General features: G+C 70.9%; 19 protein-coding genes. 5 read left to right on the top strand and 14 right to left on the bottom strand.

Annotation, left to right across the window (positions count from 1 at the left end; all coding sequences use genetic code 11):
* Nucleotides 1–5: 5 nt before the first annotated feature.
* The 9 genes from urtC to MKK64_RS06370 form a co-directional block, all read right to left on the bottom strand.
* A complete protein-coding gene (gene urtC, locus MKK64_RS06410; RefSeq protein ID WP_147726956.1) occupies nucleotides 6–1,175 on the bottom strand; it encodes an urea ABC transporter permease subunit UrtC in 1,170 nt (389 codons plus the stop codon).
* A gap of 11 nt (nucleotides 1,176–1,186) precedes the next feature.
* Nucleotides 1,187–2,113, bottom strand: a complete 927-nt coding sequence (gene urtB / locus MKK64_RS06405; RefSeq protein ID WP_243932704.1) for an urea ABC transporter permease subunit UrtB — start codon at nucleotides 2,111–2,113, stop codon at nucleotides 1,187–1,189.
* A 262-nt stretch (nucleotides 2,114–2,375) separates the two neighbouring features.
* Entirely contained in the window at nucleotides 2,376–3,623 is a 1,248-nt protein-coding gene (gene urtA / locus MKK64_RS06400; protein WP_147842652.1) for an urea ABC transporter substrate-binding protein, read from the bottom strand.
* Between the two features lie 208 nt (nucleotides 3,624–3,831).
* Nucleotides 3,832–4,947, bottom strand: a complete 1,116-nt coding sequence (locus MKK64_RS06395) for a DUF2125 domain-containing protein (protein ID WP_147842651.1) — start codon at nucleotides 4,945–4,947, stop codon at nucleotides 3,832–3,834.
* Between the two features lie 202 nt (nucleotides 4,948–5,149).
* Entirely contained in the window at nucleotides 5,150–5,596 is a 447-nt protein-coding gene (locus MKK64_RS06390; protein ID WP_147729237.1) for a hypothetical protein, read from the bottom strand.
* Nucleotides 5,597–5,723: 127 nt separating this feature from the next.
* The gene (locus MKK64_RS06385; RefSeq protein ID WP_147729236.1) at nucleotides 5,724–6,497 is read right to left on the bottom strand and encodes a lysophospholipid acyltransferase family protein; all 774 of its coding nucleotides are present in this window, start codon (nucleotides 6,495–6,497) and stop codon (nucleotides 5,724–5,726) included.
* A 95-nt stretch (nucleotides 6,498–6,592) separates the two neighbouring features.
* On the bottom strand, nucleotides 6,593–8,317 hold the full coding sequence (gene ggt / locus MKK64_RS06380) for a gamma-glutamyltransferase (RefSeq protein ID WP_409567910.1): 1,725 nt from the start codon (nucleotides 8,315–8,317) through the stop codon (nucleotides 6,593–6,595).
* A gap of 43 nt (nucleotides 8,318–8,360) precedes the next feature.
* Complete coding sequence (locus MKK64_RS06375; protein ID WP_243932702.1) at nucleotides 8,361–9,236, bottom strand: transporter; 876 nt, start codon at nucleotides 9,234–9,236, stop codon at nucleotides 8,361–8,363.
* A gap of 117 nt (nucleotides 9,237–9,353) precedes the next feature.
* Entirely contained in the window at nucleotides 9,354–9,842 is a 489-nt protein-coding gene (locus MKK64_RS06370) for a hypothetical protein (protein ID WP_243932696.1), read from the bottom strand.
* Between the two features lie 160 nt (nucleotides 9,843–10,002).
* Here MKK64_RS06370 and MKK64_RS06365 point away from each other — a divergent pair, with 160 nt between their 5' ends.
* Together MKK64_RS06365 and MKK64_RS06360 are read left to right on the top strand one after the other, a co-directional pair.
* On the top strand, nucleotides 10,003–10,725 hold the full coding sequence (locus MKK64_RS06365) for an SIR2 family NAD-dependent protein deacylase (protein ID WP_243932694.1): 723 nt from the start codon (nucleotides 10,003–10,005) through the stop codon (nucleotides 10,723–10,725).
* 251 nt (nucleotides 10,726–10,976) lie between these two features.
* Nucleotides 10,977–11,225: a hypothetical protein gene (locus MKK64_RS06360; protein ID WP_147843828.1), complete on the top strand. Its 249-nt coding sequence runs from the start codon at nucleotides 10,977–10,979 to the stop codon at nucleotides 11,223–11,225.
* A gap of 262 nt (nucleotides 11,226–11,487) precedes the next feature.
* Here the strand turns inward: MKK64_RS06360 and MKK64_RS06355 are convergent, their stop codons facing one another.
* The 3 genes from MKK64_RS06355 to MKK64_RS06345 all read right to left on the bottom strand — a co-directional run bounded on the left by MKK64_RS06355 (nucleotide 11,488) and on the right by MKK64_RS06345 (nucleotide 14,942).
* Nucleotides 11,488–11,889 carry a hypothetical protein gene (locus MKK64_RS06355; RefSeq protein WP_147859714.1) on the bottom strand — a complete coding sequence of 134 codons (402 nt, stop codon included), beginning with the start codon at nucleotides 11,887–11,889 and terminating at the stop codon, nucleotides 11,488–11,490.
* A gap of 240 nt (nucleotides 11,890–12,129) precedes the next feature.
* Nucleotides 12,130–14,469, bottom strand: a complete 2,340-nt coding sequence (locus MKK64_RS06350) for a xanthine dehydrogenase family protein molybdopterin-binding subunit (protein ID WP_243932693.1) — start codon at nucleotides 14,467–14,469, stop codon at nucleotides 12,130–12,132.
* Nucleotides 14,466–14,942: a (2Fe-2S)-binding protein gene (locus MKK64_RS06345; protein WP_147728433.1), complete on the bottom strand. Its 477-nt coding sequence runs from the start codon at nucleotides 14,940–14,942 to the stop codon at nucleotides 14,466–14,468. The genes MKK64_RS06350 and MKK64_RS06345 overlap by 4 nt, the downstream gene beginning before the upstream one ends.
* Before the next feature lie 299 nt (nucleotides 14,943–15,241).
* Between MKK64_RS06345 and MKK64_RS06340 the strand changes: the two genes are divergently transcribed.
* Entirely contained in the window at nucleotides 15,242–15,478 is a 237-nt protein-coding gene (locus MKK64_RS06340; protein ID WP_243932691.1) for a type II toxin-antitoxin system Phd/YefM family antitoxin, read from the top strand.
* Between the two features lie 62 nt (nucleotides 15,479–15,540).
* Entirely contained in the window at nucleotides 15,541–15,900 is a 360-nt protein-coding gene (locus tag MKK64_RS06335; protein WP_243932689.1) for a type II toxin-antitoxin system VapC family toxin, read from the top strand.
* A 52-nt stretch (nucleotides 15,901–15,952) separates the two neighbouring features.
* On the opposite strand, the gene MKK64_RS06330 is transcribed toward MKK64_RS06335, so the two are convergent.
* Both MKK64_RS06330 and ispG read right to left on the bottom strand, forming a co-directional pair.
* Nucleotides 15,953–17,950: a potassium transporter Kup gene (locus MKK64_RS06330; RefSeq protein ID WP_243932687.1), complete on the bottom strand. Its 1,998-nt coding sequence runs from the start codon at nucleotides 17,948–17,950 to the stop codon at nucleotides 15,953–15,955.
* Nucleotides 17,951–18,249: 299 nt separating this feature from the next.
* Nucleotides 18,250–19,569 (bottom strand): flavodoxin-dependent (E)-4-hydroxy-3-methylbut-2-enyl-diphosphate synthase, encoded by a 1,320-nt coding sequence (gene ispG / locus MKK64_RS06325; RefSeq protein ID WP_147729028.1) that lies wholly within the window; start codon nucleotides 19,567–19,569, stop codon nucleotides 18,250–18,252.
* Nucleotides 19,570–20,014: 445 nt separating this feature from the next.
* On the opposite strand from ispG, the gene MKK64_RS06320 reads away from it, so the two are divergent.
* Nucleotides 20,015–21,157, top strand: a complete 1,143-nt coding sequence (locus MKK64_RS06320; protein ID WP_147729027.1) for a patatin-like phospholipase family protein — start codon at nucleotides 20,015–20,017, stop codon at nucleotides 21,155–21,157.
* Nucleotides 21,158–21,230 lie beyond the last annotated feature (73 nt).

The raw sequence follows: 21,230 nt of genomic DNA, 5'->3' as shown, positions 1-21,230 counted from the left end.
TGTTCTCACTCGGCCGGTGCGCCGTGGGGGACGATCGCGGGGGGCGGGGCGCGCAGACCCTTCACCCGGCGCGTCAGGCGCGGCTCGACGTGCTCGCGCCAGATGCCGGCGAGACCGTTGGGGAAGGCGAGCACCACGGCGATGAACAGCGCGCCGAGGCCGAACAGCCACAGGTCGGGGAAGGATTCCGAGAAGCTGGTCTTGGCCCAGTTGACGAGCAGCGTGCCCCAGACCGCGCCGAACAGCGACATCCGCCCGCCGACGGCGGCGTAGATCACCATCTCGATCGAGGGCACGATGCCGACGAAGGACGGCGACATGAACCCGACCTGGAGGGTGAACATCGCGCCGCCGATCGCCGCGAAGGCGGCGGCGAGGCAGAAGGCGAAGACCTTGAACCCGGCGACCGAGTAGCCGGAGAACCGCACCCGGTCCTCCTTGTCCCGCATCGCGACCAGGATGCGCCCGAGCTTCGACTTCTTCACGAACTGCGCGATCAGGATGCAGCCGATCAGCAGGCCGCCGTTGACGAAGTAGAGGATGGTGTGGGCGCCGTCGGTGCGGATGTCCCAGCCGTGCAGCGTGCGCAGGTCGGTGATGCCGTTGATGCCGCCGGTGTAGCCCTGCTGCCCGACGATCAGGATCGTCAGGATCGCGGCGATCGCCTGGGTGATGATGGCGAAGTAGGTGCCGCCGACCCGGCGCTTGAACATCGCCGCCGAGATCACGAAGGCGAACAGCACCGGCACCGCGACGACGAGGATCAAGGTCAGCGGCAGGCTCTGGAACGGCTTCCAGAACCACGGCAGCGCCGTGATCTGGTTCCAGTCCATGAAGTCGGGGATGCCCGGCGTCGACTGGATCTTCGTGTTCTCGACGCTGGACGCCTCGAGCTTCAGGTACATCGCCATGCAGTAGCCGCCGAGGCCGAAGAAGCAGCCCTGGCCGAGCGACAGGATGCCGGCATAGCCCCAGCAGATGACGAGGCCGAGGGCGACGAAGGCGTAGGTGAGGTACTTGCCAACCAGGTTGAGCCGGAAGGCGTCGAGCAGGCTCGGCAGCACGACGAGCAGCACCAAAGCCAGCACCGCCAGGCTCAGCCACTCGATCGGCTTCATGAACGGGTTGTCGTTCACGGTGACGGACTTGGTCAGGGTCTGGACGGGGTTCTTCATCGTCGAAATCCTCAGCGCCGGACCTTGAGGGTGAACAGGCCCTGCGGCCGCAGCATCAGGATGCCGACCACCGCGAGCAGGGTGAGCACCTTGGCCATCGAGCCGGAGAGGAAGAATTCCAGCGTCGACTGGGTCTGGGAGATCGAGAACGCCGAGGCGATGGTGCCGAGCAGGGAGGCCGCCCCGCCGAAGACCACGATCAGGAAGGTGTCGACGATGTAGAGCTGGCCCGAGGTCGGCCCGGTCGAGCCGATCATCGTGAAGGCCGAGCCGGCCACGCCCGCGATGCCGCAACCGAGGCCGAACGTGTAGCGGTCGACCTTCTCGGTATCGATGCCGACGGCGCCCGCCATCGGGCGGTTGGCCATCACCGCGCGGACCTGCTGGCCGAAGCGCGAGCGGTAGATCAGCAGCGCGACGCCGACCGTGATCAGCGTGGTGACCGCCATCACGAACAGGCCGTTGATCGGGATCTCGATCGAATCGGTGACCTGCACCGAGCCGATCAGCCAACTCGGCAGCTCGACGCCGACCTCGCGCGCGCCGAAGATCGAGCGGTAGGCCTGCTGCAGGATCAGCGACAGGCCCCAGGTGGCGAGCAGCGTGTCGAGCGGGCGCTTGTAGAGGTGGCGGATCAGCGCCCACTCCACCAGCATCCCCAGCGCCCCGGAGGCGCAGAAGGCGAGGATCATCGCCAGGAAGAAGTATGCCGGGAACAGCGCCGGCAGGTAGGTCTGGAAGAAGGACGAGCACAGGTAGGTCATGTACGCGCCGAGGATCATGAACTCCCCGTGCGCCATGTTGATCACGCCCATCTGCCCGAAGATGATCGCCAGCCCGAGCGCCATCAGCACGTAGACCGAGAACAGGATCAGGCCGGCGAAGCCCTGCATCGCGAAGATCGCGCCGAGATCGCCGAGGGAATAGTCACCGAACATCCGTGCGCTCCGAGCCGTCGGGAATGCCGGAGGGCCGTGGCCCGCCGCTTTGCGCGATCGCCGTCTCCCACCCGCCCACCTCATCCTGAGGTGCCAGAGCGAAGCGGAGGCCTCGAGGGAGCCCTCCGGCGCGCTCGGCGATCCCCGGAGCCCTCCTTCGAGGCCCGCCGTCGCGGGCGCCTCAGGATGAGGTCGGGGGATGGGGGATCGTCGAAAGGCCGTCTGCAAATCGCGCGCCGCATCGGCGGCGCGCGCATGCGGCCTACTGGTAGCCCTTCGGGAACGGGTCGGGCTTGATCAGCTCGGGGCTGGTGTAGACGATCTCGAACTGACCGTCGGTCTTGGCCTTGCCGACCCGGGTCTTCGACCACAGGTGGTGGTTCGGGTCGATCCGGACGTAGCCCTCGGGGGCGCCCTTGAACTCGAGATCGGGCGAAGCGGCGACGACCTTGTCGACGTCGAACGAGCCGGCCTTCTCGCAGGCCATCTTCCACAGATAGGGCCCGAGATAGGCGGCCTGGGTGACGTCGCCGATGACGGTCTTCTCGCCCCACATCTTCTTGAAGTCGGCGACGAACTTCTTGTTGTTGTCGTTCTCGATTGACTGGAAGTACTTCATGCACGAGTACGCGCCGGCGATGTTGTCGCCGCCGATGCCGTCGATCTCGTCCTCGGTGACCGAGATCGTCAGCAGCACCTGCTTCGAGAGGTCGATGCCGGACGCCTTGAGCTGCTTGTAGAACGCCACGTTCGAGCCGCCGACCACGTCGGTGAAGATCACCTTCGGCTTCGTGAGCTTGATCTTGTTGATCACCGAGTTGAACTGCGTGTGACCGAGCGGGAAGTATTCCTCGCCGACGACCTTGCCCTTGAGCACGTTCTCGACGTGCTTGCGGGCGATCTTGTTCGAGGTGCGCGGCCAGATGTAGTCCGAGCCGACGAAGAAGAACGTGTCGCCGCCCTTCTCCTTGTGCACCCAGTCGAGGCCGGCGAGGATCTGCTGCGTCGCCTCCTGGCCGGTGTAGAACACGTTCTTGGACTGCTCCAGGCCCTCGTAGAAGGTCGGGTAGTACAGGAGGCCGTTGTACTGCTCGAACACCGGCAGCACCGCCTTGCGCGAGGCCGAGGTCCAGCAGCCCATCACCGCCGCGCACTTGTCGTTGACGAGGAGCTTCTTCGCCTTCTCGGCGAAGGTCGGCCAGTCGGAGGCGCCGTCCTCCTGGATGATCTTGATCTTGCGGCCGAGGATGCCGCCGGCCTCGTTGATCTGCGCGATGGCGAGCTTCTCGGCCTGCTGGGCGCCGGTCTCCGAGATCGCCATGGTGCCGGTGATCGAGTGGAGGATGCCGCAGGTCACCTCGGTGTCGGTGACGGCGAGGCCGGTGGTGCTGACCGCCGAGGTGGCAGGCCCCGCCGCGAACGCGGTGCGCGGCAGGAGCGAGAGGGCGGGCGCGGCCGCCAGCCCCATCAGCAGCTTGCGCCGCAGGGGCGAGCGCAAGCCGCGGTCCATGCCCCGATCCAGATCGTGATCCCCGTCAGCCATCGTGCCTCACGCCTCGCATCTCGCGTCCGGCGGCTCATGGAACGGCCGCGGATCGTGGAGCGCAGGCTAGGGGCTCGGTTGCGTTGCAGCATATACGCTGTTTTGCGTATGGCCGCCGGCGCCCGGGCGGCGCAGTCTGCTCCACCCTCGACGCCCGGGAACCGGCACGGCCGGATTAGTACAGCGGCTGCAGCCGCACGTTCGGGATCGCGATCGGCCCGAACATCATCCGGCCGTCGGCGAGGCGCAGCGGCGGCAGCGGCTTGAGCGGCACGTCGCCCCCCGGCTCGCCCTCGGGCTGGCGCCGAAGCCCGAGCAGGCCGCCGACGAGGTTGCCGATGAGCGCGCCGCGATCGGCGCCGAAGCGCTGCCCGACGACCGACGCGACCAGCGCCTCGACCCCGGCGGCCCGCAGGTCCAGCTGGCCCTCGACGCGATGATCCTGGTCGATCCCGAGATTGCCCTTGGCCTGCAGGCGGCGCGCACCCTTGGCCAGCGACAGCCCGGCGACGTCGAGGCTGCCGTCGGCCTGGCGCCAGCGTTCGAGCTCGCGCGCCACCGTGCCGGTGCCGAGCATCGCCGCCCGGTTGACCGTGGCGTCGAGGGTGAGGTCGGCGGGATCGGCGTTGCCGATCAGCGCATCCGCCATCGGCGCCAGGGCCTGCGACAGGCGCAGGCTGAGGTCAACCGCGCCGTCCGAATCGAATCGTCCCGGCGTCGGCCGCGCATGCAGCTCGAGGTGGCGGGCGGAGACGGCGATCGGATCGGGCGCCGCGCCGGCGACCGTCACCGAAGGCCCGTCGACCACGAGCGAGGCGCGCACGAACCCGTCCGACGCGCCGTGGAAGCTGCCTTCCAGCATCGTCCAGGTCGCGTCGCCGACGAGGTCGCCCTGTTCCACGTGAAACGGGCCCTCGGCGAGCATCAGCACGTGCCGGGGTTGGTAGACCTGCGTCACCGCGGTCAGCGGACCCAGCCGGAAGCGGCCATCGGCACGCGCGAGGCTGACCGAGGCGCAGCGCAGCTCGATCCGGAACGGATAGCCGGTGATCGACCGGTCGGCGCAGGTCCAGGTCCGGCCGGCCGCGGCCTCGCGGGCGACCCAGCCGTCCATCTCGGTGGCGGCGCGGCCGCGGAGGTAGACCCAGCCCGCCGACCACAGCAGCACCAGCGTCAGCAGCAGGATGTAGGGGAGGAACAGGCCGCGCCGGGAACGCGGCGCCTTCGGCGGGATCGCGGCGGGCTCGGCCGGGGCTTGCCCCGAAGGATCTTGCCGTACCGGATCCTGCATCGTTCGCTCCGCGCTCTCGCCCCGTCGCGGGTTCGTCCGCGATCGTCCATGCCGCACAAGGCATGAGGGGAGGCTCGGGGCGAAACTGGGGCGTGGGCGGCGTGATCCAAATCCGCATCACCTCGCCGGACCGGCGGATTCGGCCTTCGATCGCGCGCGGGCCTGCCGGATATGCCGACCGCCCTGATCGAGCGGAGGGATATCAGGCGTGCGCCGGATCCGCGCTCTCCATCGAGAGATCGTCGACGATGGCCTTGCGCTCGGCCTCGTCCTCGGCGAGCCGATGCACGTGCATCTCGGTCGCGCCGCCCTTCCGGGCGCGGGCGAGCCAGGTCCGGTGCAGGCGCTCGCGGGGGCTCTCGCCGGAGGCCGACACCGCGACCAGCTCGGCGATGCCGGCGGGATCGCGGCGGACCGCGATCACCACCGCCTCGCCCATCTCGTCGAGCTCGGGCGCGCTGAGGTCGTGGACGCCGACGACGTAGCGCCGGCCGGAACGTCCGCGCCAGGCGCTGAGCGCCAGGGCGGGGGTGCCGCGAAGGCCGGCGGTGGTCCTCAAGCGCTCTTCCCGCACGTCCTGTCTCCGTGTCCGCTCGTCCTTCAGGTCGCGCAGGGCGGCCGACCAGGACAAGGCTCTCTTGTTCGCCATTTGTTCCAACCTAGATCGGGCATCGCGCGCCCGTCAAGCGATTCGTCTCGTTCAATGGAAATGGGAATTCGCAGGCCGATTCGCAACGTCCCGACGGTTCTCTGCGCGCACGAATCGGGCGCGCGGGTCAGGCCGGACGCGAGGTTTCGCGGCGCGGCTCCGGGACCGTGCGGGCGGCCTGCCCGAGGTCGGCGAGGCCGGCCGCGAGCAGGGCCTTCGAGGCGGTCTCGATGCGGTCCTCGACGAGGTCGAGGAAGGCGGCGCGTGCCAGCCCGGGCGGGATCGGCGGCAGGAACTCGATCACCGTGGTGCCCGGGCGGCGGACGAAGCTGCGGCGCGGCCAGTACAGCCCGGTGTTCAGCGCCACCGGCAGGCACGGCACGGAGAGCGCGGCGTAGAGGTGGGACAGGCCCTGCTTGTAGGCCGGGGCCGCGCCGGGCGCCGTCCGGGTGCCCTCGGGGAAGACGATGAGCTGGCGCCCCTGCGCGATCGCGTCGGCGGCGGCCGCGTTCATCAGGCTCATGGCGCGCGCGCCCTTCGACCGGTCGATCGCCACCATGCCGCTGCGCGACAGGAACCAGCCGATCAGCGGGATGAACAGCAGCTCGCGCTTCAGCACGTAGGCGAATTCGGGAAACACCGTGCACAGGGCCAGGGTCTCGAGCGCCGACTGGTGCTTGGCCCCGACCAGCATCGCGCCGGACGGGATGTTCTCCAGCCCGCGGAACTCCACGCGGGTGCCGGCGACCACGCGCAGCAGCCACAGCGTCACCCGCCCCCAGAACCGCGCCAGCCGCATCACCGCCCGCCCCGAGACCAGCGTCGGCAACCCGCCGAACGCGATCAGCGTCGTGGCGGCGTAGAAGCAGAGATTGAACGCGAGGGAGCGGACGGCGAGCATCGGGACCTTCTGTGACGCTCGTCCTTTAGCGCGGGGGTGCGGCCAGGGCCAAGGGCGCATCGGGCGTGACGCTTGAGGTTGTCCCCGGCCCCACCTCAATACCCTTCGGCGAGCGTGTCGCGCTGGCGCGGGTCCGCGGCGCCCGAGAGCAGGCCGCCGCTGCGCAGGATCGAGTTGGCCGAGCCCGAGCTCGACCCGACCCTGACGTCGTGCCCCCGCGCCCGCAGGAGGGCGAGGGTGTCGGGCGACAGGCCCTGCTCGACCCGCAGCACGTCGGGCTTCCACTGGTGGTGGATGCGCGGCGCGTCGACGGCCTCGGCGAGGTTCATGCGGAAGTCGATCAGGTTGACGATCACGTCGAGCACGGTGGTGATGATGCGGCTGCCGCCGGGGCTGCCGGTGACGAGGTAGAGCTGCCCGTCCCGGAACAGGAAGGTCGGCGTCATCGAGGAGAGCGGTCGGGCGCCCGGCGCCACCGCGTTGGCGTCGCCGCCGACGAGCCCGTAGGCGTTCGGGGTGCCGGCCTTGGCGGAGAAGTCGTCCATCTCGTTGTTGAGCAGCACGCCGGTCCCCTCGGCCACCAGCCCGATCCCGTAGGAGAAGTTCAGGGTGTAGGTGTTGGCCACCGCGTTGCCCGCGGCATCGACCACCGAGAAGTGCGTGGTCTGGTCGGGCTCGGGCGGCAACGGGTCGCCGGCCGCGATGCTGTCGGCGGGCCGTGCCCGCTCCGGGTCGATCGCCCGCCGCAGCCGCGCCGCGTAGGATTCGGCGGTGAGGCCCTGCACCGGCACGCGGACCCGGTCCGGGTCGCCGAGCCAGGTCGCCCGGTCGGCGTAAGCCGGCTTCATCGCCTCGGCCAGGGTGTGGATCGCGGCGGCGCTGCCCGCACCCATCGCGGCGAGGTCGAAGCCCTCGAGGATGTTCAGGATCTCGATCAGGTGGACGCCGCCGGACGAGGGCGGCGGCATCGAGACCACCTCGTAGCCGCGATAGGTCCCGCGCACGGGCTGGCGGACCACCGGCCGGTAGGCGGCGAGATCGGCCTCCGTCATCGGGCCGCCGGCCGCGCGCACCGCCGCCGCGATCCGCCCGGCGATCGGGCCGGCATAGAACGCGTCCGGGCCGCCCTCGGCGACGGCGCGCAGCGTGTCGGCGAGGTCCGCCTGCACGAGGCTGTCGCCGCGGGGCAGGGGGACGTCGCCGCGGAAGAAGATCCGGCGGGTCGAGGGCCAGCGCCCGAGGAGGCCGGCCGACCGCGGCAGGGAATCGGCGAGGCCGCCGGTGACCGGGATGCCGGCGCGGGCCAGGGCCTCGGCCGGCGCGATCAGCTCGGCGAGGGACAACTTTCCCGATCCGTAGAGGCGGTGCGCCTCCGCCAGGCCCCGCACCGTGCCCGGCACGCCGACGGCCTTGCCGCTGCGCCGCGAGGCGGCGCGGTCCGGCTCGCCGCCGGGCGCCAGGAACATGTCGGCGGTGGCGGCCTGCGGCGCGGTCTCGCGGTAGTCGATCGCCACGGTCTCGTGCCGGTCCGCCAGGTGCACCAGCATGAAGCCGCCGCCGCCGAGGTTGCCCGCCTGCGGCAGGGTCACCCCCAGCGCGAAGCCGACGGCGACCGCGGCGTCGACCGCGTTGCCGCCGCGCTTGAGGATGTCGACGCCGATCCGCGTCGCCCGCGCCTCCTGGCTCGCGACCATGCCGTGCGCGGCCTGCACCGGCAGCATCCGTGCGTCGTCGGAGGGGATCGGCGGCCCCGAGCCCTGCGGGAGGGCGGGGCCGCCCAGCATGAGGAGAACGGCGAGGGCGGCGCGGATCGATCTCATTCGCTTCCCGATAGCACGGCCGCGACCGTCCGGCAGGCGCCGGTCATTCGCCCTGGCGCCGCGTCACCAGCGTGCGGCTCGGCTCCACCTCGTCCTTGTCCTGGTAGAGCGGCACGATCGCGCGCAGCCAGCCGCGGGTCTCCCGGCCGCCGTAGTTGCGCTCGACCACGTCGCGCGTGAGGTAGGCCTGCAGGTTCACCGGGCCGAAATTGTAGCCGACGAGGCCGCCCACCGCGATCTGCCCCTGGGGCCGGTCGCTGCCGACCCCGGTCGGCAGGTCGGTCGAGCCGAAGGCCACGGCGCCGACCTGCCACTGGCCGAGCTTCCTCGTCGCGGTGAGGTCGAGGTTGAGGTAGTCCGGGTAGAGCGTGCCCGTGGGCGAGCGGTCGTCGATGAAGATCCCGTGCAGCAGGTTGGCGGTCAGGTTCCAGCCGTTGCCGGTGTAGCTGACCGCGAAGCGCTGGGTGATCGAGGCCGACTGCGTCAGGAAGCGGGTCTCGATCGGCAGGTAGCCGCCGAACAGGTAGCTGAACCCGAGGTCGTTTCCGAGGTCCCAGGCGAGCTGCGCCGCGAGCAGCGGCTGCCCGACGCCGCTCTGGTAGGGCGCGCCGCGCCCGCTCGAGGCGACCACCGGCTGCGTGACGAAGAACTGCAGCCGCGCGTCGGCGATCGTCCACGGCGTCGCCCAGGCGAAGGTCGGCAGGTTGACGTTCGATTCCGAGTCCAGGGGCCGCGTGTCGCGGACGCCGAAGCTCGACAGGTTCACGAAATAGAACCCGACCGGCAGTTGCGCCCCCACCGGCAGGCCGACGGTCTGGCCCGGCTGCGCCGCCGAGCCGGCCCAGGCGGGGCCGCCGGGCAGGAGGGCCGCGAGCAGGGCGAGGGCGGTCCGGGTCGTCCACGGGCGGCGTGCGATCATCGTTCGTCCCTCGTCGCCGCCAGGGGGATCCTGCGCGGGCCGACCGGGGTTCGACGGTTCGACGCATCCGAAGCATCCCGCCGGGCCGCCCCGAAGCGCGCCCGTGTCGCGGAAACGTCACGCCCGCGTCGGGGGCCGCCCGGCGCTTCGCCCGGCGATCAGCCAGTACACGAGCCCGGCACCGGCGCCGGCGAGGAACAGGATCGCGGTGACCCGCGCCTCGGCCGCGAGCGCCGTGCCGCCGGGGTGCACGGCCCCGCGCGCGAGCCAGGGCAGGGCGGCGGTGATCAGGCCGCACCCGGCGCCGTACCAGAGCAGGCCGCGCCAGCGCAGGGTCTCGCCGACCAGCGCCACCAGGGCCGGCGGCACCGCGAGCAGCACGAAGGACGCCTTCGCCAGCCCCGCGAGGACCCACGCGAAGCTCTCCGGCGGCAGGCCGGCGGCGAGGTCCGACAGGCCGGCATCGAGCCCGGCGAGCGCGCCTTTCGTCAGCCAGACGCTCGCCACCGGATCGAGCACGAGCGCCATGAGCAGGATCGCGCCGCCGCTCGGGATCGCGAGGAGCAGGGCGAGGGAGCCGAGGAGAAGGCGGCCGAGGATGCGCATCGGCGCGGTATAGCTCGGCTGATCGGCTCGGGCCGCATCGCCCGGCGGGACGCCGCGCCGGCCCCTCCGCCGAGCCTCGCCGCGCCGGCCCGCAGCTTCGACCTGCCCGGCGCCGAATTCCGATGGGCGGTCGGCGCCGGGCGGGTGTAGGCTCGCGCCCATGCCCCTGCGTGCGCCCTTTCCGAAGACCGTCTTCGTCCTCACCGGAGCCGGCGTCTCGGCCGAGAGCGGGCTCGGCACGTTCCGCGACCGCGGCGGGATGTGGGCGCGGTTCGATCCGATGCGGCTCGCGACGCCCGAGGCCTTCGCGGTCGACCCCGGCACCGTCCTGGACTTCTACAACCTGCGCCGGCGCGGGGCGGTCGCGGCCGCGCCGAACCCGGCCCACGTCGCGCTCGCGCAGGCCGAGGCGGCGCTGGCGGAGCGCGGCGGGCGGCTGTTCCTGTGCACCCAGAACGTCGACGACCTGCACGAGCGGGCGGGCTCGCGTGCCGTCGTCCACATGCATGGCGAGCTGCTGAAGGGCCGCTGCACCGCCTGCGCCGGCACCTTTCCCTGTCCCGGCGACCTCGACGTCGCCGATGCCTGCCCGCTGTGCTCGGCGGTCGGCACGTCGCGGCCCGACGTGGTGTGGTTCGGCGAGATGCCCCACCACCTCGACGCGATCCAGGCGGCGCTGTCGGCGGCGGACCTGTTCGTCGCGATCGGCACCTCGGGGGCGGTCTACCCGGCGGCCGGCTACGTGCGGCTGGCGCAGGCGCGGAACATCCCGACCTGCGAGCTGAACGCCGAGCCCTCCGACAACGCGGACGCGTTCGACGAGGCCCGCTACGGCCCGGCCAGCGAGACGGTGCCGGCCTTCCTCGCCACTCTCACATCGTGATCCGATGCAATGGCGCAGGAACACCTGCAGAATAACGCAGGCTGCGACCGCACAGGTTTGAAAAACCACGGGAATTGCGTTCGGAAACTCAATATCCGCTTGCGCGCAATCGGACTTTCTCGGCCGAATCACGCAGGATCGCCGTGTCAAGACATGGACGCTCACGGCGCTGTGCGTACAATGGACAAGCTTGGTGCGGTTGCCGCGGCACGTACCGGCGTTCGATGAAGCCACACGGGAGCCAAAAGCCCATGCAGAACTTCACGGTCACGGCCCGCGAGCGCGACACCGTCCTGGCGGCCCTGCGCTATTACCAGTTCTACCGGATGCAGGGTCATCCGTTCGACCCCCGCCAGGATCACCTCATCGACGCCATCGCCGCCGAGACCGGCGAAGCCCTCGACGTCGCCGAGATCGACGACCTCTGCGCCGGGCTCAACGGCAACGCGCACGCCCTCGGCGCCGCCTCCGCCCGCCTAGCCTTCGACGCGATGGCCTGACGAAGCCTCCGCGGGGCGAGGACACGGTCTCCGCCCCCGACCCACGATCGTTTCGCCGCGACCGACCGTTTCGCAAACCGTTTCACCGCCGCCGGCGTCGTCGCCGCAAACGGTTTTTTTCAGCCCGCCGCACGTCCGCGCCCGACCGGCTCCGCCCCCCATGGGTCCTTCCGATCCGGCGCGCGAACCCAACCGAGCCTCCACCGGCCCCCGCATCCGACGGACGACGGCGGAGGCTCGCGCATCCGGCGGAGGCTCGTGCTTACGGCGCCGCCTTGAGCTGCGCCTCGGCGCGGGTCAACGCCGCCTCGCAGGCCTTGGCGTCGCCCTTGCCGTCGGCGGTGCGGGCCTCGTCGAGTGCCACCTTGGCCTGCTGGGCGGCGTCGCCGCCCTTTCCGGCCTCGGCCGACTTCTCCGGCGGGGCCTGCGGCGACTGGCCGGGCGCGTTGCCTTCCGTGCCGGTCACGCCCTCGCCGCCGCGCTTGGCCGCGGCGCCCTGGCCGCTGGTCGAGGCCGAGATTGCCTCGGTCGACTCCGCCTTCACCCGCTTCTCCAGCCCGGCGATCCGATCCGAGCAGGGCGAGGCCGAAGCCGGCCCAATCAGGCCGGGCGCCGCGAGCGCGGACACGGCGAGCAGGGTGGCGAGGTACGCAGGACGCGTCATCGAATGAGATCTCCGGTGGTTGGGAGCCGAGAGGGACCGACAGGACGATCCCGGTGGCTCCGTGACGGAAACGCGGCATCCACCGGCAAGGCTCCGTCGAAACGCGACGTCGCGGGAAAACAGAAGCCTCGGACACGGAGCTTTTCGCAAAACGCCGAGGGGCCCGCTCGTCCGGTGGAAGAGGGGCCCCTCGGTCGTCCGGTCCGTCGCCGCGCCGGCGGGCGGCGCGGCTTCCTTGGCTCAGGCGCTGAGCTGATCGCGGATCGGCAGCTGCCGCACGCGGCGGCCGGTGGCCGCGAACACCGCGTTGGCGATCGCTGGCGCCACCGGCGGAACGCCGGGCTCGCCGACGCCGCCGAGCGGCCCGTCCCAGGTGCCCGAGTTGACGAGGTGCACGCGGATCACCTTCGGCGCGGCGTCGATCCGGATGATCTCGTAGCCGTCGAAGTTGTTCTGCTGCGCCCGGCCGTTCTTGAAGGTGATCTCGGAGGTGAGCGCGAGGCCCATCCCCATCACCACGGCGCCTTCCATCTGCGAGCGGATGCGCTCCGGGTTCACCTGCGGCCCGCAATCGATCGCGATGTCGACCGCGACGACCTTCACGCCGCCCTTCGGGTCGACTTCGACCTCCGCCGCGACCGCGGTGTGGGTGACGAAGCTGTAATGCCCCGCGATCCCGAGGCCCCGGCCCTTCTCGAGCTTGCGGCCCCAGCCGGCGCCACCGGCCGCCGTCTCGATCACCCGGCGCAGGCGCCCGGTATCGATCGGGTAGAGCTTGGGATCCTCGCCGTGGTTCCAGACATCGCCGATCGAGGTGGGATCGATCTTGCGCGCCGGCCCGATCAGGTCGAGCAGGTAGTCCTTCGCGTCGCGCCCCGCCGCGTGCGCCAGCTCGGCGACGAACGACTGGATCGCGAAGGCGTGCGGGATGTTGGAGACCGAGCGGAACCAGCCGATCCGCACGTGGGCGGCCGCCTCCGGGTTCTCCAGCCGGATGTTCGGCACCGCGAACGGCGTGTTGACCAGGCCCATGCCGAGCTCGAACGGCAGCTCGTGCTTCGGATCGGGCGCGAAGATCGAGCCGATCGTCGGCGCCGCCGAGCGGTGGAGCCAGGCCACCGGCATGCCCTTGTCGTCCAGGCCCGCTTCGAGGTGCTCGGCCGAGATGGTGTGATAGTAGCCGTGGTGGATGTCGTCCTCACGGGTCCAGGTGAGCTTCACCGGCGCGCCGCCGACCTCGCGCGAGCAGAGCGCGGCCTCGACCACGTAGTCGGGCTTCGACTTGCGGCCGAAGCCGCCGCCGAGCAGCGTCACGTTCACCCGGACCTTGTCGGCGGGAAGCCCCAGCGCCTTGACCAGCCGGTCGTGCGCCGCCTGCGGCCCTTGCGTGCAGGCCCAGGCCTCGCACGCGCCGTCCTTCACCTGCGCCACCGCCGCCGGCGGCTCCATCGGAGCCTGGACGAGGTGGGGCACGAAGTAGTCGGCCGTCAGCTTGGTCTTGGCCTTGGCCATCGCCCCGTCGACGTCGCCCTGGTTGCGCACGACCTTGCCGGGCGCGCGCGCCGCCTTCTCGAGCTCGGTGCGGAACGCGTCGGTGTCGTAGCCGGCGTTCGGGCCGTCGTCCCAGACGATCTTCAGCGCCTCGCGGCCCTTCATCGCCGCCCAGGTGTTCTTGGCCACCACCGCGACGCCGCCGAGCGGCATGAACTCCGAGGGGATCTCGCCGCCGTCGATCTTGAACACCTTCACGACGCCGGGGACCTTCCGGGTCTCGGTATCGTCGAAGCTCACGACCTTGCCGCCGTAGACCGCCGGGCGCGCGACCAGCGCGTACAGCATGCCCTCGCGCTTCGTGTCGAGGCCGTAGACCGCCTTGCCGGTGGTGATGTCGCGGTTGTCGATGATGCCGATCTGGCCCTTGCCGATGTAGCGGAAGGCCTTGGGGTCCTTCAGCACCACGCTCTCGCGGGCCGGCACGGGCAGCTCCGCCGCGATCGCCGCGACGTCGCCGTAGCCGAGCGTGCGCTTCGATTTGGCATGCGTCAGCACGTGGTTCTCGGCCGTCACCTCGGAGGCCGGCACGTTCCACTGCTTGGCCGCCGCCTGGATCAGCATCAGCTTGGCCGCCGCGCCCGCGTGGCGGAAGTGCTGGAAGAAGTGGCGCAAGCTGCGCGAGCCGTCGGTGTCCTGGTTGCCGAAGCGCTCCTCGTCGCCCCAGGCCTGCACCACGCCGACCTTCGACCAGTCGGCCTCCAGCTCGTCGGCGACGACGAAGGCGACCGAGGTGCGCACGCCCTGGCCCATGTCGGAGCGGTGGTTGGTCACGGTCACGCGGCCGTCGGCGGCGATCGCCACGAAGATCTTCGGGTCGTCGCGCCAGCCGTGCGGCATGCCGTCGGCGCCGAACTTCGCCGGCTCCTGGGCCTTGGTCTCGGCCTTGGCGGTGTCGCGCAGGTTCACCGCGAGCACGAAGGCGCCGAGCCCGCCGAGGATGGCGCGGCGGCTGACGTTGGCGATCAGGGCCGGCCGGGTCGGCGCCTCGGCGGCGAGGTCGGCCATCATCTTTGCGTCATGGATCACAGGCGCTCTCCCTTGCTGGCGGGCGCCTGACCGGCGGCCTGGTGGATCGCGGCGCGGATGCGCGGGTAGGTGCCGCAGCGGCAGATGTTGCCGCTCATCTGCTCGTCGATCTGCGCGTCGGTCGGCTTCGGCGTATCCTTCAGGAGCGAGGCCGCCTGCATGATCTGGCCGCACTGGCAGTAGCCGCACTGCGCCACGTTGAGGTCGCGCCAGGCCACCTGCACCGGGTGGTTGCCGTCGGGGGAAAGCCCCTCGATGGTCGTCACCTCCTGGTCGGCCGCGGCCGAGATCGGGGTGGTGCAGGAGCGGGTCGCGGTGCCGCCGAGGTGGATCGTGCAGGCGCCGCACAGCGACTGGCCGCAGCCGAACTTGGTGCCGACCAGGCCGAGCTCGTCGCGCAGGTACCACAGCAGCGGCATGTCGGGGTCGCCGTCGAAGCTGCGTGGCGCTCCGTTCACCGTCAGTTTGATCATTCGCAAACGTCCTGTGTGAATGCGGATCGCACCGGGACGGCGCGACGGCCCGGGCGACGCGAAGGCCTCCCATGCCGCGACGCCCCCCGGGTCCGCATGTCGTTCTCAGAATGAATTCAATCTACGGCATGCCTGCTGCGCGGTGCAACGCGGGCAAACGACCGCACGCGGCCCGAGCCCGGCGCCTGGGGCATGCCGTGTGCGTTGGCGCACGCACACGGTGGAGGGCGCGGGTGGATAGCCGAAACCCGATCCGCCACCTACGATGATCAGCTCGGTGGTCATTGAGGGCGAGGGAGATGGTGAGCTCGGCAGAGGCAAAGGCGCGCCTCAGCGCGCTCGTCGACCGAATGGTCGCCGGCAAAGCCGCTGTCGTAACGCGTCGCGGGCGCGCGGTGGCACGGCACAGTGCCATGCCGGGACCGAAGCGGCCGATCGATCTCGAGACCCTCCGGGCCGTCACCGCCGCGATGCCGCTGCAGCCGGAGGGTGCCGCGACGTTTGTGCGCGCGATGCGGGACGACGAACGGTACTGATGCCGTATCTCGATACGTCGGTCTCGGTCGCGGCGTAGACCGAGGAGCGGGAAACCGCCCGGATGCAGGCTTGGCCCACCGCCTGGGCAGGCGGGGACCTCGCCATCAGTGCCTGGGTCGCCACCGAGTTCTCGGCACCGCTCTCGATCAAGTTCCGCACGGGCACGATCGATTCGCAGCATCGTTCGGTGTCCCCGTCGTCGTTCACGCGCCTGACGGCTACGTCGCTCGTGATGCTGCCGATCGACGAGAGGACGTTTCGGACGGCGGCACGCTTCGCGGACCAGACCCATCCCGGCTTTCGCGCTGGAGATGCGCTTCATCGGGCGATCGCCGCCGATGCCGGCCTGACGCTCGCGACCCTCGACACGCGCCCCGCAGAGGCGGGTGCGGCCGTGGGCGTGCCCGTCGAACGCCTGTGACATCGAGCGACGATGCGCGCCGCCATCCCGGCTGGCCTGGAAGTGGGGCGCCTCAGACCGTGACCTGCGTCCCCACCTCCACGACCCGGCCCGTGGGGATCTGGAAGAAGTCCGTCGCGTCGTTGGCGTTCTTGGCGAGCGTGATGAAGATCCGGTCCTGCCACAGCGGCATCCCGGAATGGGCGGCCGGGCGGATCGAGCGGCGCGACAGGAAGAACGACGTCGCCATGATGTCGAACTTGAAGCCCTCCTTGCGCAGCAGCACGAGGGTTTTTGGGATGTTCGGCGTCTCCATGTAGCCGAACTTCATCACGACCTTGTAGAAGCCCGGCCCGATCGGCTCCAGCCGCACCCGGTCCGGCCCGTTGGCGCGGGGGGTGTCGACGGTCTCGACCGTGAGGATGACGTTCTTCTCGTGCAGCACCTTGTTGTGCTTGAGGTTGTGCAGGAGGGCCGCCGGCGCGATCTCGGGATCGCTCGTCAGGAACACCGCGGTGCCGCGCACGTGGTGCGGCGGGCTCTTCTCCAGCATGCCGACGAGCTCGAGGATCGGCACGTCGGTCTTGCGGGTCTTGTTGAACAGGATCGTGACGCCCCGCACCCAGGTCCACATCAGCACGATCAGGCCGGCGGCGAGCAGCAGGGGCACGTAGCCGCCCTCGAACACCTTGAGCAGATTCGAGAGCAGGAACAGGAACTCGATCACGATGAACGGCAGCATCAGGGCGGCCGCCGCCACGGGCGACCAGTGCCACAGCCGCCAGACCACGAGGAAGGTCATGCTCGCGGTGAGCAGCATCGTGCCGGTGACCGCGATGCCGTAGGCCGAGGCCAGGGCCGAGGACGAGCGGAACACCACCGCCAGCACCACGACGCCGATCATCAGCAGGCCGTTGATCTGCGGCAGGAAGATCTGCCCCGAATGCGATTCGGAGGTGTGGCGGATCTCGAGCCGCGGCAGCAGGCCGAGCTGGATCGCCTGCCGGGACAGCGAGAACGCCCCGGTGATGACCGCCTGGCTCGCGGTGACGGTGGCGAGCGTCGCCAGGATCACCATCGGCAGCAGCGCCCATTCGGGAAACAACTGGAAGAACGGATCGGTGGTCTCGGGCTTTTCCAGCACCAGGGCCGCCTGGCCGAGATAGTTCAGGGCCAGCGACGGGAAGACGAGGCCGAGCCACGCGATCTGGATCGGCCGCCGGCCGAAATGGCCGAGGTCGGCGAACAGCGCCTCCGCGCCGGTGACGGCGAGGAAGACCGCGCCGAGGGCGACGAGGGCGCCGGTGCCGTGGCCGAGCAGGTAATGCACGGCGTACCACGGGTTCAGCGCCTTGAAGACCGTGAGGTTTCCGACGATGTGCGGCACCGCGGCGAGCGCCAGCGCCAGGAACCACAGCACCATCACCGGCCCGAAGAAGGCCGCGACCTTGCTGGTGCCGCGGCTCTGCACCAGGAACAGCGCGAGGATGATCGCCACGGTGATCGGCAGCACCGAGCCCTCGAAGGCCGGGGTGACGAGCTTCAGCCCCTCCACCGCCGACAGCACCGAGATCGCCGGGGTGATCACCGCATCGCCGTAGAACAGCGCCGCGCCGAGCAGGCCCAGCGCGAACACGATCCGCGATCCGCCGAGCGCCTTCCGCGCCAGCGCCATCAGCGAGAGGATGCCGCCCTCGCCGTTGTTGTCCATGCGCAGCAGGATCGCGACGTACTTCACCGTCACGATCAGGAACAGCGCCCACAGGATCAGCGAGGCGGTGCCGAGCACCTCTTCCGCCAGCAGGATGTTGTCGTAGCGGGCCGGCACCAGCGCCTCGCGGAAGGCGTAGAGCGGGCTGGTGCCGATGTCGCCGTAGACCACGCCGACCGAGCCGACGGCCAGCGTCCAGAGGCCCGGCGCGGCGTGCGCCCGGCCCTCCGCCGGGTCGACGGCGCCGGCGGGGTGCACGACGGTGCCGGGCGCGGCCAGGGCCGGGCCGTCCGCGGCGGGCTGGACGCCCGCGGCGTCGGGCTGAGCGGCGGTGCCGCCCGGTGTCACGGGTTGGGTCATCGGGTGCGATCGAGGCTCATCAAGCCTGCACGGCGTTTCGCGGTGTGGCGCATCGAGGGTCCCACCGGAGGATGCGACCGGGAACGCGAATGCCGGGCCACGGCGGCCGCTGGGCCTGCCGCTCACGGAATCTCGGCGCCCTGCTATCACGCCCCCGTGCGGGCGGGAACAGGGAGGTTTCGGGGAACGGGGCGTCCCTCCGCCCGACCGATCTCGGGCTCGCCCCAGACCTGCACCTTCATGTGCCCAAGCCGGGGTGTGCCCGACTGGGGTGCGGGGGAGGGGGAGGCGCGGCGGTGCTACTCCGCGGCGTTGCGGGCGCCCTGGCCGAAGCGGCGCTCGATGTAGTCGATCACCACCGTCTCGAAGTCCTTGGCCAGCGTCGCGCCGCGCAAGGTCATCGCCTTCTTGCCGTCGATGAAGACCGGCGCGGTCGGGGTCTCGCCGGTGCCGGGGAGCGAGATGCCGATGTCGGCATGCTTCGATTCGCCGGGGCCGTTGACGATGCAGCCCATCACCGCGACGTTCAGGCCTTCGACGCCCGGATAGGTCTTCTTCCACTCCGGCATCGAGGTGACGATCCAGTTCTGGATGTCGCGGGCGAGCTCCTGGAACGTGGTCGAGGTGGTGCGGCCGCAGCCGGGGCAGGCCGCCACCATCGGCACGAAGGTGCGGAAGCCCATGGTCTGCAGCAGTTCCTGGCTGGCCTTCACCTCGACGGTGCGGTCGCCGCCGGGCTCCGGCGTCAGCGAGTAGCGGATCGTGTCGCCGATGCCTTCCTGCAGCAGCACGCCGATGGCGGCAGACGCCGCGACCAGGCCCTTCGAGCCCATGCCGGCCTCGGTCAGCCCGAGGTGGATCGCGTAGTCCGAGCGGCGCGCGACCTCGCGGTAGACCGCGATCAGGTCCTGCACCGCCGAGACCTTGGCGGAGAGGATGATGCGGTCCTTCGGCAGGCCGAGCTCCACGGCGCGCTCGGCCGAGGATAGCGCCGACTGCACCATCGCCTCGCGCATCACCGCGCGGGCGTCGATCGGCCGGGGCAGCCGGGCGTTCTCGTCCATCAGGTGGGTGAGCAGCGCCTCGTCGAGCGAGCCCCAGTTCGCGCCGATGCGCACCGTCTTGCCATAGCGGATCGCCTGCTCGATGATCGTCGAGAACTGGACGTCCTTCTTCTCCTTGAAGCCTACGTTGCCCGGGTTGATCCGGTACTTCGCCAGCGCCTCGGCGCAGGCCGGGTGATCGGAGAGCAGCTTGTGGCCGATGTAGTGGAAGTCGCCGACCAGCGGCACGTGGCAGCCGATGCGGTCCAGGCGCTCGCGCACCTTCGGGACGGCGGCGGCGGCCTCGTCGCGGTCGACGGTGATGCGCACCAGCTCCGAGCCGGCCCGCGCCAGCTGCGCGACCTGCGCCACCGTGGCGTCGATGTCGGCGGTGTCGGTGTTGGTCATCGACTGGACGACGACCGGTGCGCCGCCGCCGACGGTCACGGCGCCCTCGCCCTGGCCGACGCGCACCCCGACGGTGCGGTGGCGCGGGGCCGGCCCGGCGATCTCCGGTCCGGTCAGGCCCGCGGCCTGCGCGGCGAGCGGGTTCTGGTCGAGGCTGGCGGCTTGCATGGCTTCCATCGTGGACCTTCGTTTAAGGCCTTGTGTTTCGCGACGTCGCGATCGGCCGGCGGCTGCGCGCAGCACGCCATCAGCTTGCACGATCGATCGTTTAGCTGCGATTGACGCGGGACCGCGTCAATCCTGCGGCGATGCATGTCTGCACCGCGCGTGTCATGTCGCATCCGCCCCGCGATGTCGAGTTCGCGCAGGCCACGGCCCGGTGCGATCGTGCCGGCCCCGCCTCGGATAAGCGTTGTCCGCCAACGGGATCGTGCTCGCCCGCCCCGGACCTCGCGCGCGCTCCGGTCGCGTCGCGCTGGCCGGGCCGCCGCCGTCCACCGCGCCGATTCGCGGAACCGCGACGCACCGGGCGCGCTTGCGCCGCCGCCGCGTCCGTAGAAAAATGCTGCGATGCGGCCTTTGATACCGCAGTGCAACAATCCATGTTGAGGCGATGATGACGCCGACTTCGCAGCCCTGCACCGATCGTCCCGAGCCCGGCAACCCGGTCACCGCCGTGCCCGGGCCTGTCTCCGACGGCATCGCCGACCGCCCCTCCGCCCACCCCTCGCATCACGTGCTCGCGGGGCCGCGGGCGGAGAAGAACGTCGCCCTGGCGCTGCAGGGCGGCGGCGCGCACGGCGCCTTCACCTGGGGCGTCCTCGACGCGCTGATCGAGGACGGGCGCCTCGGCTTCGAGGCGGTCACCGGGGCGAGCGCCGGCGCGATGAACGCCGTGGTGATGATCGACGGCTGGCTGAAGGACGGCCCCGAGGGCGCCCGCGCCGGGCTCGAGCGGTTCTGGCGCGAGGTCAGCCTCGACGGCGACTTCTCGCCGGGCCAGCGCAGCCTGTTCCACGGGATGTTCGGCGCGCTGAAGGGCAACCCGGTGATCGAGTTCTGGTCGAAGGTGCTGACGCCGAGCCCCTACGTCTCGAACCCGCTCAACATCAACCCGCTGCGCAAGGCGCTCGCCGCCCAGGTCGATTTCGAGCGCCTGCGCGAGGCGAGCACGGCCGGCGTCTTCGTCTCGGCCACCAACGTCTGGACCGGCAAGCTCGCGGTGTTCGAGCGCGAGCGCCTCACCGTCGACCACCTGATGGCCTCGGCCTGCCTGCCGACCGTGTTCCAGGCCGTCGAGATCGACGGCGTGCCCTACTGGGACGGCGGCTACCTCGGCAACCCGCCGCTCTATCCCCTGCATCGCGGCGCCGTGACCCGCGACATCCTCCTGGTGCAGATCAACCCGGTCGAGCGCCGCGAGACCCCGCGGACCGAGCGGGAGATCCAGGACCGGCTGAACGAGATCACCTTCAACGCCAACCTGATGCGCGAGCTGCGCGCGATCGACTTCGTCGACGGGCTGATCGAGGAGGGCGTGCTCGGCCAGGGCCAGTACCAGCGGGTGCTGGTCCACCGCATCGACGGCACCGACGCGCTCGACGCCTACAATGCCGGCTCCAAGCTCGACGCGCGCTGGCGCGTGTTCCAGCGCCTGCGCGACAAGGGCCGCCACGCCGCGCAGGCCTGGCTCGCCGAGAACTACGAGAAGATCGGCCGCGACTGCTCGCTCGACCTGCAGCAGGCGTACCAGTAAGCCGAGCGCGCCAGGCCGCGTGCGCCGGCGCACCCGACCCTTCGGGCACGCCGGCGCGCGGACGGATTAAATC

It is taken from the genome of Methylobacterium sp. E-025 (assembly GCF_022829705.1).
Lineage (GTDB): Bacteria > Pseudomonadota > Alphaproteobacteria > Rhizobiales > Beijerinckiaceae > Methylobacterium.
Note: the sequence above shows the minus strand (reverse complement) of the source record. Positions and strands in the feature narration are given on the sequence as shown.

Excerpts from the sequence above, each read along its gene's own strand:
- urtC (WP_147726956.1), bottom strand. The coding sequence starts at position 1,175 with ATGAAGAACCCCGTCCAGACCCTGACCAAGTCCGTCACCGTGAACGAC.
- urtB (WP_243932704.1), bottom strand. The coding sequence starts at position 2,113 with ATGTTCGGTGACTATTCCCTCGGCGATCTCGGCGCGATCTTCGCGATG.
- urtA (WP_147842652.1), bottom strand. The coding sequence starts at position 3,623 with ATGGACCGCGGCTTGCGCTCGCCCCTGCGGCGCAAGCTGCTGATGGGG.
- MKK64_RS06395 (WP_147842651.1), bottom strand. The coding sequence starts at position 4,947 with ATGCAGGATCCGGTACGGCAAGATCCTTCGGGGCAAGCCCCGGCCGAG.
- MKK64_RS06390 (WP_147729237.1), bottom strand. The coding sequence starts at position 5,596 with ATGGCGAACAAGAGAGCCTTGTCCTGGTCGGCCGCCCTGCGCGACCTG.
- MKK64_RS06385 (WP_147729236.1), bottom strand. The coding sequence starts at position 6,497 with ATGCTCGCCGTCCGCTCCCTCGCGTTCAATCTCTGCTTCTACGCCGCC.
- ggt (WP_409567910.1), bottom strand. The coding sequence starts at position 8,317 with ATGAGATCGATCCGCGCCGCCCTCGCCGTTCTCCTCATGCTGGGCGGC.
- MKK64_RS06375 (WP_243932702.1), bottom strand. The coding sequence starts at position 9,236 with ATGATCGCACGCCGCCCGTGGACGACCCGGACCGCCCTCGCCCTGCTC.
- MKK64_RS06370 (WP_243932696.1), bottom strand. The coding sequence starts at position 9,842 with ATGCGCATCCTCGGCCGCCTTCTCCTCGGCTCCCTCGCCCTGCTCCTC.
- MKK64_RS06365 (WP_243932694.1), top strand. The coding sequence starts at position 10,003 with ATGCCCCTGCGTGCGCCCTTTCCGAAGACCGTCTTCGTCCTCACCGGA.
- MKK64_RS06360 (WP_147843828.1), top strand. The coding sequence starts at position 10,977 with ATGCAGAACTTCACGGTCACGGCCCGCGAGCGCGACACCGTCCTGGCG.
- MKK64_RS06355 (WP_147859714.1), bottom strand. The coding sequence starts at position 11,889 with ATGACGCGTCCTGCGTACCTCGCCACCCTGCTCGCCGTGTCCGCGCTC.
- MKK64_RS06345 (WP_147728433.1), bottom strand. The coding sequence starts at position 14,942 with ATGATCAAACTGACGGTGAACGGAGCGCCACGCAGCTTCGACGGCGAC.
- MKK64_RS06340 (WP_243932691.1), top strand. The coding sequence starts at position 15,242 with ATGGTGAGCTCGGCAGAGGCAAAGGCGCGCCTCAGCGCGCTCGTCGAC.
- MKK64_RS06335 (WP_243932689.1), top strand. The coding sequence starts at position 15,541 with ATGCAGGCTTGGCCCACCGCCTGGGCAGGCGGGGACCTCGCCATCAGT.
- MKK64_RS06330 (WP_243932687.1), bottom strand. The coding sequence starts at position 17,950 with ATGACCCAACCCGTGACACCGGGCGGCACCGCCGCTCAGCCCGACGCC.
- ispG (WP_147729028.1), bottom strand. The coding sequence starts at position 19,569 with ATGCAAGCCGCCAGCCTCGACCAGAACCCGCTCGCCGCGCAGGCCGCG.
- MKK64_RS06320 (WP_147729027.1), top strand. The coding sequence starts at position 20,015 with ATGATGACGCCGACTTCGCAGCCCTGCACCGATCGTCCCGAGCCCGGC.